Source organism: Emticicia fluvialis (assembly GCF_024793945.1).
Taxonomy (GTDB): Bacteria; Bacteroidota; Bacteroidia; order Cytophagales; family Spirosomataceae; genus Emticicia; species Emticicia fluvialis.
Genome location: NZ_JANUSD010000008.1, coordinates 56,480 through 68,798 on the forward strand (window position 1 = coordinate 56,480; position 12,319 = coordinate 68,798).

Below are 12,319 nucleotides of genomic sequence, written 5' to 3' on the forward strand. Positions count from 1 at the left end.
CTTTTTAAAGCTGGTGTATCAAGGTTTTATTAAGGTAAGCAATTACTCAATCAACTGTCCTGATTGTATTTTCTTGTCTATATTCGCGCTGTTTTCACCCAATTGGCGGGCTTTTTTCCATTGTTCTATGGCTTTATCTTTTTCACCCAATTGGTATAGCACGTCGCCATAGTGTTCAATTATGGTGCCACTCACCTCATTGTTTTGCTTTATGGCACGTTCTAATATCTCCCGCGATTTCCGGAAGTCTTTCATCACATACAACACCCATGCATGCGTATCAAGATAAGTGGCATTGTTGCCTGCCTTTTCAATTAACCTTGTAGACATCTCCAGTGCCCGGTTTAGTTTGTCTTTTCTGAGCGACAAGTAATAGGCATAGTTATTCAATACGTGTTCATCATTCGGGTCAATTTTCAGTGCGGCTTCATAGGCGTCGTCAGACTTGCTGTATTTCTTTACCTCATTGTAGGCATCGCCCAGCAAGCCATTTACAAATTTTACAAGTTCTTTATTATCAAGAGCCAGATTACGGGCTTCTTCCAACGACGTAATGGCTTTATCATAGTCTTTCTTTGCAAAATTAGCCACCCCGTTGTGGTACCAGAACAGCGCCTGATTAGGGAAATATTCAATGGCTTCTTCCGAATGTCTGGCCAGATTATCGGTCTCGTTCAGTCTCGAATCAATTTCTACAATGGCCATCCATACTTCAATAATTGATTTCTCCAACCCGGTCGATTGTACATAGCTGTCGCGGGCACCGGCTAAATCGCCTTTTTTCATTAACAAATCGCCCAATACAACATAGGCTTTGGCTTCGTCAGGAGCCTGTTTGATTAACGCTCTGGTAAGGTTGATGAGGCTTTCTGTTGTTTTCTCGTTCTTATCGTCTTCCAGCATCAGCATATAGCTTGACAATATCTTGAACTTTACATCAGACGAAAGGTTTTTATTAGAGAACGCAACCTGGAGTTCCTGACTGGTTTTATCTAAATCACCTTTTTTTCGGTATATTTCAGCAAGTAGAATGTGTGCCTCAGCAAAATCCGGATTGTGTTTTAGTGTAGTTTCAAGCATCTTCAAGGCCTGGTCATACCGCTGGTTAGAAATCAGTATTTGTGCCTGCTGCACTACATATTCTGGTTCGGTTGGCTCAGAGGCAATCAGTTTGTCTCCTTCTTCAATGGCTTTTTCAAGCTTGTTTTGTTTCAGGTAAATCAGCTGTTTCTGATGCGTAATTTCTTCGCTCATGCCGATAGTTTTCTCAATTTTATTATACACATCTATGGCGTCTGAGTATTTCTCCTGAGCAATGTAGGCATTAGATAACTCCAGGTAGTTATCAATATCTCTGGGGAATTTATCTGCAAGTTTTTCATATACCGCAGCAGCTTCTTTAAAGCGTTTCTGCTTAATGTATATTTCTGCCAGGAATTTCCGGTAAAACTTGTTTTCTTCATCAAGTTTTGTGGCTTTTTCGCTGTAGATGGTAGCATTGGCAATGTCGTTGGTGGCAAGGTAAGTCTTGGCAATCATGAAAGTGGCACCGGGGCTGGCCGGATTCATTTCTGCTGCTTTTTTAAAATGTGTAAGGGCTTTATCGTAGGTTTCGGCAATGAAAAACTTCATGCCGTCGGTAAAAATGGCCTCTGCCTGCAGTTCCTTTTCAGAGATGGTTCCGGCATCAACTTTTTTAGTTTTCTGTGCCGTACCTGCAAAAGGCAGCAGTAGCAATGCCCAATATATGATGCTTGATAGTTTCATTAATCAAAGTTTGTAGGTACTTTAACGCCCCTAAAGCCATAATATTGCCCGGTATATTTGTTGCCCGATAACGCCGATATTCAAAGTTCTCTAAATTATCTGATAATACAAAAACCATGTATTCAATCCTGGGGAGCTTTTCAGCAATCTATGAAATCTGTGCCGGATTTACAAGTTGTAATAATGCAAACGGAAAAATGAAGGTTGGCACTATTTAAACTGAATAACTGTATCCGGCTCGGTGGTATCAGGCAATTGATAGAAAAAATCTAATGGGTTTTTGAACAGGAAACGATACCCGGACCGCTCAAGCCACTTATCAGGGTTTATTACTTTAAAAGGTTGTGGTGTTGCCGGTTCTGAAAATTCGGGCACATCAAAACCAAACTCTTCGCAATTTCTTAGGTACACTTCCCGTCGGACGGGATGCTCCGGAGATACTACATTGAAAGTTTCTCCCCAGATATCTTTTTCTATTACAGTTTCAATAATCCTGATGATGTCATCGCGATGAATATAGTTTACCGGAATGCCGCCGGTGGTAAGTCCTTTCCACCCGGCAAAATATTTAGCCGGGATGCGGTCGTAGCCCATCAACCCGGCTGCTCGTAGAATGGTTACGCCGGGTATAAAATCTTTCAGCAGGTTTTCGGCTTTTACCATAGTAGGGCTGGCCGATTCCCCGGGAGTTTGCACGTCGGCTTCCACAACTTCACGATTGAGTTCGGGATATACAGAGGTAGAACTGATGTAAATAATTTTTTTAACGGCAGACATACGCACGGCCTTTAGCAAATGTGCTACCTGCTCAACATGCGCATCTGTTTTTTGCTTGCTGATGCGTGGAGGGATGTTGATAATCAGGATTTCACTATCCAGTAGTTTATCCAACTGCGCGCCTTCCGGTTCTGGATTGAGCTTGAGAATAAAAGGCTCTATGCCGTTTTGCTGCAACTTGCTCAGTTTCTCAGGTGTGGTAGTACTGCCTTTTACCAGATAGTTTTTTTCTGAAAGATAGGCGCCCAATGGCAGTCCCAACCAACCACAACCTATAATGCTTATTGTTTTCATGTATGCCTGATGTAATTCTTAAACCAAACTGTGCTATTAAAACATCATTTCTGCCTGACTGGTTATCTCAGACACGAAAATACCTGGTAAGCCCCAGACTCTTACGCTCAAGAAAAGCAATAATGAGTATAAATACCAGGCTAAGCGTAAGGCGGAACGGAATAGAATAGTAGGGGTTGTCTATTTTGATTTGCCATACGGCAAAAATCAGAACACCTGCCGCTGTAAGATAAGCCGTAACGCTGCTTAGCTCATAGGGTATGGGGTAGTATTTTTGGCCGAACCAATAACAAAGGGCCATCATTACAAAAGAAGAGGTGGCAAAGGTAAGCGCACAACCAACATAGCCCATCTGAGGGATGAGGATGAGGTTCATGACTACTGAAATAAAAACCCCTATAAAAGTAAGAATGGTACCAAAATGGGTTCTGTTGCTTAGCTTAAACCAGATAGACATGTTCTGATACACACCTATAAACAAATTGGCCAACAATAGTATGGGTACAACTTCAAGCCCGAACCGGTAATTTTTGCCAAGCAACAGGCTGATTAAATCTATATTGAGGCTTACCCCAACCCAGATAATAATACAGGCTATGGTAAACCATTTGGTAGCTGTGGCGATCATAGCCGGAGAGTTTTTGTCTTCTGCCTTAGAGAAAAAGAAAGGGTCTGCCGCATACCGGTATGCCTGCACAACCAGCAGCATAAAAATAGACAGCTTATATACATTGGCATAAATACTAAAAGCGGCATCGGTAGAAAGGCCCTCGTAGAAACCCTCCGGTAAAATGCTTCTGAACATCAGCCTGTCGGCTAATTGATTGGTAGCACCTGCCAGACCCATAATTAACAGTGGGTAAGCATAGATAAGAACCGGTTTGAATTTCTGGAAATCGAAAGTAAACCTGAAACCGACAAACTCGCGCCAGAGCAACAACAATGTAACAAGGCTTGCAATAAAGTTTGCCCAAACGATGTAATCCGGCCCTATTTTCGGGTTATAGAAGAAATCGGCAAAGGGTTTCCAGTCTGGCAGCATGAAGCCATCATGAATGTATTTACAGAAGGTCAGGTAAAAGACGTTCAGACCTATATTGACAAATATGTTAACCAGCCGTATGGCTACAAATTTTTTGGCTCGGTTTTCGGCACGTAGTTTAACAAATGCAATGGCGGCTACGGCATCAGTAGCCAGAATAATAGCAAACCAGACAATTAGCCGTTCTTTACCGGGGAAACCCATCAGGTTAATGATTGGGGTAGCTGCAAAATAGATTATACCAGAAAAAACTACACTGGTTAGGATAACGTTTGATAATATCAGATTATAGTATTCCTGGCGGTTTTCTTGTTTACTGCCATAGCGGAAGAAAGCAGTTTCCATACCGTAGGTATACACAATGTTTAACAGCACAGCATAAATATAAAGCTGGTTGTTGTCGGCAAGTAAGCTCTGTTCAGGAAAAACCCTTGTGTGTACGGCCACCAGAAGCCAATTCAGAAATCTACCGGCAATACTACTGATACCATAGAGGGCCGTATCACTTGCTAATTTTTTTACTACGCTCATGTTTTAATTGAAGGGGGGTGTCCCGCTCAGAATCTGATTACCTGAACCTTGTCGTTATTTTTTGCCAAAATTAGCATATTTTTCTTTGCCCCTTTTACAATTTTCATGCGCCGTACCTGTCCGGTACTGAAAAGGCCTGTGGCGTTTGGTTTCATTACTTCAAATTTACCCTGTCCGGTACCGTGAAGTACTAATCCGCGGTTACTATCATAACGCCCTATTTCAGGTAGTACATCATAGAAATTGCCTGTAAGAATAACATCAAGCTGGTTGTCATGGTCGAAATCGCAGGTTTCTATGCCATAAACCGGAGAAAACTGTACTTCAATGGGTAAGGGCAAAACACTGAAATTTCCTTTGCCGTCGTTGATAAAGAAAGAAGTCTGCGGTTGTACAACCGATTTCTCAATCATGCCCTCTTTTTGAGCGCCGGTAAATATTTCATCCACCGATTTATTAGCATAGTCTTTATGATACACAAACCGTTCTTTGATAGACGGAATGGCTCTTTGTAGGTCAGGCTTTTGCATCATAGGTACCAGCTTGCCGCCGTTATACACGCAAATGAGTTGTTCTACCGAGCCGTTTTTATCAAAGTCGTTCACATAAAGCATGGCAGGTTGTTCTTTAGTGGCTCTGAGTTTAGAGTTTAAGCCCAGATTACCCACAATCAGGTCGGGGTCTCCGTCGTTATCAATGTCCGCCACTTTTATGGCATTCCACCAGCCTTGCGTGTTTGCCACAGGTTCTGGCATAAGTTTTCCTTTCTGATTTTTGAGAATCGTAACCGGCATCCAGTCTCCGGCCAATATCAGGTCTTGCCAGCCGTCGTTATCAACGTCAGCCCATGACGCATCCGTTATCATGCCCAATTCTCCAAGGTCTTCGGTAGTAAATTGTCCTTTGCCGTTATTTCTTAATATATGGCTTTTTGGGCTTTTGCCATACTGGGCGCTAATCATTCTTGAACCCACAAATAAGTCCTGGTCTCCATCTTTGTCAAAGTCGGCCGCCACTACACAAGAAGCATTCTGGTAAAGAGCAGGTAAAACTCCGGGTGTAAAATTCCCCTTGCCATCGTTAACAAAGAGGTTGTCTTTCAGTAGCGGGCTACCATTCAGAAATTCATTACCACCTGTGGCAATGTATAAATCCAAATCTTTGTCGCCGTCTGCATCAAAAAACGTAGCGGCTACCTCGTCGGCATGAGTACTGGCAAACAATTGCCCGGATACTTTGAAAGCCCCGGCTGGGGTTTGTAAAAACAGCTGACCTACTGTATTGGCAGCAGCGCCAACATATACATCTTCCAGGCCGTCACCGTTTACATCTCCTGCCGCCAAAGCAGGCCCTTCTCTTGAAAACATCTGCTTCAGGGTAGCATCACGGTTATAGTCAACAAAATCGTTTTCTATATGTTGATAGTTTAAACCCGATTGTGCAGTAATATCGGTAAAATACCTGGTTTGTGTTGCGAGTGTCTGAATGGCAGCCTGATTTGCATTTCTTTGTTCTAATACTAAATCGGCATCAGCTTTAGGGTTTTTTATGGTTTGCTTTCTGTCATTTTGCCAGATAACCGTCAGCGAGTCAATAGTTGGGTTATTGTCAAGCCCAAAGATTAAGATATGGTCGCTTGATGACTGAAACCCGTGATTAGGTATGGCCTGGAGAAACTGTATTTTGCCTTGCTGATACACATAAACTTTGGCTCCTATACCCAGCGTATTTTTATTCTGACCTTTCAGATTTATTCTCAAAAAGTGTTTTTTAAGTTTTTCTACTGTGTGGTTTTTATAGATAGATACCGGCATATTGTTGTTATTTACCACCAGGTCAAGGTCTCCGTCGTTATCTAAATCGCCATAGGCAGCACCGTTTGAGAAGCCCGGCTCTCCCAGCCCCCATGCTGCTGCTCTGTTTTCAAAGGTTAGACCACCCAGATTACGAAACGCATAATTGGCAATTGGCTGAGAAGGCATTTTCTCTACCATTTTATTGATGTTGAGCTGCCCGTTCTTGTCTAGCATTTGTGGAACCGTATTTTTATCAGCCAGAAAGCTGATAAAATCCTGGTCGGTCAGGTCATGTACTATACCATTGGCTACGAAGATGTCTTTCCGGCCGTCATTATCCATATCAAAAATTAAAGCGCCCCAGCTCCAGTCGGTGGCATATAAGCCTGACAAGGCCGCTATTTCGCTGAAAACCGGAAGGCCGTCACGGTTATAGCCACTGTTCAATTGCAGGGTATTGCGCGTATATTGATGATAGAAGTCCCGGTTTAATTTGATTTGCTCTAATTCATACGCCTCAAAGCTGGCGGTAGTTTTCAGGCGGTAATCGTCATGGGGCAGCATGTCTGTAACAAAGATATCCGGCTGGCCGTCGTTATTGATGTCACCGATATCAGCCCCCATCGAGTTAAGGCTGGTATGCCCCATCGATTCTTCAACGGCTTCTTTAAAGGTGCCGTTTTTCTGGTTAATATACAGGTAGTCGCGTTCGTAGAAATCGTTTGAAATGTAGATGTCCAGCCAGTTGTCGTTATTTACATCTCCTACGGTAATACCAAGGCCGAAACCTATCAGGCTTCCGTAAATACCTGCCTGTTGGCTTACATCTACAAAATGATTGTTATCGTTTCTGAATAATTTATGCCCGCCAAAAGGGTCGCGCTGGCCGCGCAGGTTCTGGTATTGCAGTTTATTGACCTGTATAAAACTGTTATTGAGCAGATACATATCGAGGTCGCCGTCGCGGTCATAATCAAAAAAAGCGGCGTGTGTAGAATATCCCCCATCAAAAAGGCCATATTCCTTCGCCATTTCTTTGAAAGACGGAACACCGTTCCGTCCTACGCCCTGATTAATAAACAGCTCATTTCCTCGGGTATCATTTTTTAGTTCACCAGAGTTACAAACGTAAATATCCATCAGGCCATCGCCGTTTACGTCGGCAAAGGTTACGCCGGTGCTCCAGGCCTTGGTACCCTCAACCCCAGCGAGTTGAGTGATGTCTTCAAACCGAAATGAACCATCTTTTTGAGCACCTTTATTGAGATACAGTTTATTGTCTCCCTGATTAGCCGTAAGATAAATATCAGCAAAGCCATCGTTGTTTACATCGCCAATGGCAACCCCTGCCCCGTTATAAAAATTACGGTAGTTAATGATATTCATTTCGGGGGTATCCACAATTTTATTCGTAAACTCAATGCCCGTCTGCGAGGCATCGAGCGTTTCAAACAGATAGTCCTGAGAATTTTCTTTGCAGGAAAACAGTGAAATGAGAATAAAACAATAAAGCAGTGATTTGGTCATCATGAAAATATAAGCATGTAAAATTAACAATAGAAATGGAATATTATTGCTATTGAAGAGCCAGGCGATAATTATAATTAGCACCAGATAGAGGTATTTTAATAAAGCAAAGCACAAAAAATTGACAGGCAGGGTTTTAGGCGAAAGGCTTTTTGGGGTAAATCATACATTGGCTTCCACTTTCTGACAGCGGCATGCCGAATAATTCTTTTATACTTTTTAAATTATTTAGCTTCATAATCAGTAATTTTGAGGTCTTGAAAACGCGTACAGGAAAGATAAATGACCACCGAAAGAATGCTTGATACCGAACTTAACCAGCTTGCCCGAACATTAGAAGGAGAACTCCATTTTGATAAAGTGATGCGCACACTCTATGCCACCGACGCATCGGCGTATAGAGAAATGCCATTGGCCGTTGCCATACCAAAAAATGAATCTGATTTAAAAAAACTCATATCTTTTGCCAGAGCCAACAACACGTCGCTGATACCCCGCACGGCAGGTACATCACTGGCCGGGCAGGTAGTAGGGAACGGCATTGTGGTTGACGTATCAAGAACCTTCACCCAAATACTGGAGCTTAACCGCGAAGAAAGCTGGGTAAGAGTACAACCCGGCGTAGTACGCGACGAGCTGAACATGTTCCTGAAGCAGCACGGGCTGTTCTTTGGCCCCGAGACCTCAACGGCCAACAGAGCCATGATTGGCGGCATGGTAGGTAATAACTCATGTGGTTCTAACTCGGTAGTGTATGGTTCTACCCGTAACCACCTGATGGAAGTAAAAGGATACCTCAGCGATGGCAGTTATGTAGAGTTTAAGGATTTAAGTATTGATGAATTTAAGAAAAAGGCCGGTTCAGCCGATGATAGTCTGGAAACCAGAATTTACAGGCATGTCAACCAGATATTGAGCAATCAGCAAAATCAACAGGAAATAAGGAATGAGTTCCCGAAGCGAACCATTGAACGCCGCAATACAGGCTACGCCATTGACGAGCTGCTGGAAACAGAAGTGTTTACCCCAAATTCAACAGCGCCTTTCAACTTTTGTAAGCTGATAGCAGGCTCAGAAGGGACGCTGATTTTCATTACTGAAATCAAGCTGCATGTAAATCCGCTGCCACCCAAATTTTCAGGACTGGTATGCGTGCATTTCAATTCGGTAGACGAGTCGCTGCGTGCCAATCTGATTGCGCTTCAATACAAGCCATCGGCCGTAGAGTTGATAGACCATTACATTTTAGAATGTACCAAAGAAAATAAAGAGCAGCGGCAGAACCGCTTTTTTGTACAAGGCGACCCCGGGGCGATACTGGTAGTAGAATTGTCAAGAGACAGCATAGAAGAAATTCAGCAACTGGCAGCTGCTATGGAAGCCGAAATGCGTGCTGCCGGGCTGGGCTATCATTTTCCGGTATTGTTCGGAGAAGATACCAAGAAAATATGGACTTTGAGAAAAGCAGGATTGGGTTTATTGTCGAATCTGCCAGGTGATGAAAAAGCCGTAGCTGTGATTGAAGACACGGCAGTTGATGTAAACGACCTGCCCGAGTTTATCGTAGATTTCAATAAGATACTGGCGCAACATGGTATGTCGGCGGTGCATTATGCCCATGCAGGGTCAGGGGAGATCCACCTTCGCCCCATTATTAACCTGAAAACGCAGGAAGGGCATCAGCAATTCAGGTTAATTGCTGAAGAGATTTCAACCCTTGTAAAAAAATATAAAGGCTCGCTTTCTGGTGAGCATGGCGACGGTCGTTTGAGAGGAGAGTTTATCCGCCAGCAAATAGGGGATAAAAACTACGATTTAATTAAAGAACTGAAGCAGGTCTGGGACCCTCAGCATATCTTCAATCCAAATAAGATTGTTGATACCCCGCCAATGGATAAGTTCTTGCGTTATGAGGCCGGCCAGCAAACACCAGCATTTAAAACGGTGTTCAGGTTTCATAATCAGGATATTTTGCAGCACGCCGAGCAATGCAATGGCTCAGGCGACTGCCGTAAAACAGAGTTGAGTGGGGGCACTATGTGCCCCAGCTATATGGCTACCCGCAACGAAAAAGATACTACCCGCGCCAGAGCCAATATATTGAGAGAAACCCTGACACGCTCTGACAAGCTCAATCGCTTTGATAGCAAAGAAGTAAAAGAGGTGATGGATTTGTGCCTGGTTTGTAAAGGCTGTAAGACAGAATGCCCGTCAAACGTAGACATGGCCAAGCTGAAAATGGAGTTTTTGCAACATTACCACGACGAACACGGCGTGCCGGTGCGCTCATGGCTGGTGGGTAATTACTCAAAAATGAGCAAGATAGCGTCTTATGTACCCTGGGCCTATAATCTGGTTTTCGACAACGCACCTTTACGGAAAATAGCGAATAAATTAGTGGGCTTCCATCCGGAGCGCACCATGCCCCTTTTACAGAAAGACACCCTTAAAAGCTGGTACGATAAAAACGTAGCCAGAACAAACGACAAAAGTGCTGAAAAGAAGGTTTATCTGTTTTGTGATGAGTTTACCAATTTTAATGATGTTGAGATTGGCAAAAAGACTGTGTTCCTGCTTCAAAAGCTGGGGTATCAGGTTGTTATCCCCGAGCATACAGATGCAGGCCGGGCGTTTCTGTCTAAAGGTATGCTGAAAGATGCACAAAAGCTGGCCAATAAGAATGTTAATCTCCTGAAGGGTATCATAAATGAAAATACACCTTTGATAGGCATTGAGCCGTCAGCCATTTTAACGTTCAGAGATGAATATCCTGACCTGGTTGATGCAGAGTTAATTGATGACGCCCGCGAACTGGCTAAAAATGCCCTGATGGTAGACGAGTTTATTGCCCGTGAAATAGATAAAGGAAATATCAGCAAAAACAGTTTTACTGACGAGAAAAAACTCATAAAACTGCACGGGCATTGCCAGCAAAAAGCGGTGGCATCGCTTACACCCACCAAAAAAATGCTGTCGTTCCCGGCCAATTATGAGGTCCATCTCATTCCATCGGGCTGTTGCGGTATGGCGGGTTCATTCGGTTATGAAGAAGAACACTTTGATATATCAATGAAAATAGGTGAGTTGGTGCTTTTCCCTGCGGTAAGAAAACAACCCGAAGAAGTAATTATTGCGGCACCCGGTACCAGTTGCCGCCACCAGATACATGATGGCACCGGCAGAAAAGCCCTGCATCCGGTAGAGATTCTTTGGGATGCCCTGGTCTGACCAGCGCTACCGGCAAGGGTTGGTTTGTATCCAACAATATCAAAGAATATAATTTTTTAAAGAAGGGTTGTTTTTATTATGTGTACAAACAATTGAAAATCAGTTGTTTGTAATTAAAAAATTGATTGTTTTTTTGAACTCAAACTTATAAAAGACAGTTTTGTTAGGTAAGTTTGACAGTTAATCAGGATACAAAAAGTAAAAAATGAGCAATCGCACACTGTTAAGTTTAGAGTTAACAACACCCACCGACGACGATAGACCAGTTTACCTTACCGGAAATTTCTGTAACTGGTATCCGGATATGGCAGAGTTTGAAATGCAGAAGGTAGCAAAAGGAAAATATAAGTTTAATTTTTCGCCAGAAGGGCCGCTTCCCGAAAAAATAGAATACAAATATACCAGAGGCGGTTGGGACCACGTAGAACTGGATGATTACGGTAACTCTCCGGCTAATCGGATTATCACCAGAAAACAGGGCAGTGTAAAAGACTTTGTGCCTTACTGGCGGCTAGAAGGCTCTACCGCATTTATTGCTAATCTGATGCCCGAGGTTGAATTGGTTTCCGACAGTTTTGCCATTCCGCAATTGGTAACAACCCGTGCCATTCATGTGCTTTTACCACATGATTATAAAAGAAACACAGAAAAGCATTATCCGGTATTATATATGCAGGATGCCCAGAACCTTTTCGGTGAGGGCTCTGACTACGGTAACTGGGAAATAGACAAACGCTTGTCATTACTGGCCAGGCAAAAGAAAGGCGATGTTATTATTGTAGCCATAAACCATGGAGACAAAGACCGCTTTAAAGAATACTCGCCCTACACCGTGCCCTCAAAAGGCAAAGGGTTGGGCATGAAATATGCCAATTTTGTAGTTCGCACACTGAAACCTTATATTGATAAAAACTACCGTACCAAACCAGAGGCTACCGCAACGGGTATAGGTGGTAGTTCAATGGGCGGATTAATCAGTTTATACGCAGGTTTGATGTACCCGGAGACCTTCGGTCGATTAATGGTATTTTCACCTTCTTTGTGGGTATCAGGCAAGATTTATTTTGATATCGGCGAATTCTTTAGCCCCGTTAGCAGTAAAATATACCTTTATGGTGGCGGCAAAGAAGGTACTCCTATGATACCTGATTTGAAAAAACTAAAGCAGACCATGGAGGCACAGGGCTGGAGCCAGGAAAAACTGGAAATAAAGATTTCGCAAGACCCGAAAGGCGGGCATGACGAAAAAAGATGGGGGGAAGAGTTCCCGAAAGCCCTTGAATGGCTGTTTTATTAATGCCATGATGCTATTTAATTGTTTTTTACCACTGCTTTATTAAGTCATTGGCATTGGTGT

The 12,319-nt window shown here is 43.2% G+C and carries 6 protein-coding genes; 2 read left to right on the forward strand and 4 right to left on the reverse strand.

Features of this window, described 5'->3' with window-relative positions:
• Positions 1-42 precede the first annotated feature (42 nt).
• The 4 genes from NZ848_RS10790 to NZ848_RS10805 all read right to left on the reverse strand — a co-directional run bounded on the left by NZ848_RS10790 (position 43) and on the right by NZ848_RS10805 (position 7,737).
• Positions 43-1,767 carry a tetratricopeptide repeat protein gene (locus NZ848_RS10790; protein ID WP_259015494.1) on the reverse strand — a complete coding sequence of 575 codons (1,725 nt, stop codon included), beginning with the start codon at positions 1,765-1,767 and terminating at the stop codon, positions 43-45.
• Between the two features lie 210 nt (positions 1,768-1,977).
• Complete coding sequence (locus tag NZ848_RS10795; protein WP_259015495.1) at positions 1,978-2,838, reverse strand: SDR family NAD(P)-dependent oxidoreductase; 861 nt, start codon at positions 2,836-2,838, stop codon at positions 1,978-1,980.
• 67 nt (positions 2,839-2,905) lie between these two features.
• Positions 2,906-4,411 carry a lipopolysaccharide biosynthesis protein gene (locus NZ848_RS10800; protein WP_259015496.1) on the reverse strand — a complete coding sequence of 502 codons (1,506 nt, stop codon included), beginning with the start codon at positions 4,409-4,411 and terminating at the stop codon, positions 2,906-2,908.
• 26 nt (positions 4,412-4,437) lie between these two features.
• Positions 4,438-7,737: a VCBS repeat-containing protein gene (locus tag NZ848_RS10805; protein WP_259015497.1), complete on the reverse strand. Its 3,300-nt coding sequence runs from the start codon at positions 7,735-7,737 to the stop codon at positions 4,438-4,440.
• Between the two features lie 279 nt (positions 7,738-8,016).
• Here NZ848_RS10805 and NZ848_RS10810 point away from each other — a divergent pair, with 279 nt between their 5' ends.
• Both NZ848_RS10810 and NZ848_RS10815 read left to right on the forward strand, forming a co-directional pair.
• Positions 8,017-10,962, forward strand: coding sequence for an FAD-binding and (Fe-S)-binding domain-containing protein (locus tag NZ848_RS10810; protein ID WP_259015498.1), 2,946 nt, complete (start codon positions 8,017-8,019; stop codon positions 10,960-10,962).
• Positions 10,963-11,167: 205 nt separating this feature from the next.
• Positions 11,168-12,259, forward strand: coding sequence for an alpha/beta hydrolase (locus NZ848_RS10815; protein ID WP_259015499.1), 1,092 nt, complete (start codon positions 11,168-11,170; stop codon positions 12,257-12,259).
• Positions 12,260-12,319 lie beyond the last annotated feature (60 nt).

Bases quoted from the DNA above. Each gene is read 5' to 3' on its own strand.
- NZ848_RS10790 (WP_259015494.1), bottom strand. From the start codon at position 1,767: ATGAAACTATCAAGCATCATATATTGGGCATTGCTACTGCTGCCTTTT.
- NZ848_RS10805 (WP_259015497.1), bottom strand. From the start codon at position 7,737: ATGATGACCAAATCACTGCTTTATTGTTTTATTCTCATTTCACTGTTT.
- NZ848_RS10795 (WP_259015495.1), bottom strand. From the start codon at position 2,838: ATGAAAACAATAAGCATTATAGGTTGTGGTTGGTTGGGACTGCCATTG.
- NZ848_RS10810 (WP_259015498.1), top strand. From the start codon at position 8,017: ATGACCACCGAAAGAATGCTTGATACCGAACTTAACCAGCTTGCCCGA.
- NZ848_RS10800 (WP_259015496.1), bottom strand. From the start codon at position 4,411: ATGAGCGTAGTAAAAAAATTAGCAAGTGATACGGCCCTCTATGGTATC.
- NZ848_RS10815 (WP_259015499.1), top strand. From the start codon at position 11,168: ATGAGCAATCGCACACTGTTAAGTTTAGAGTTAACAACACCCACCGAC.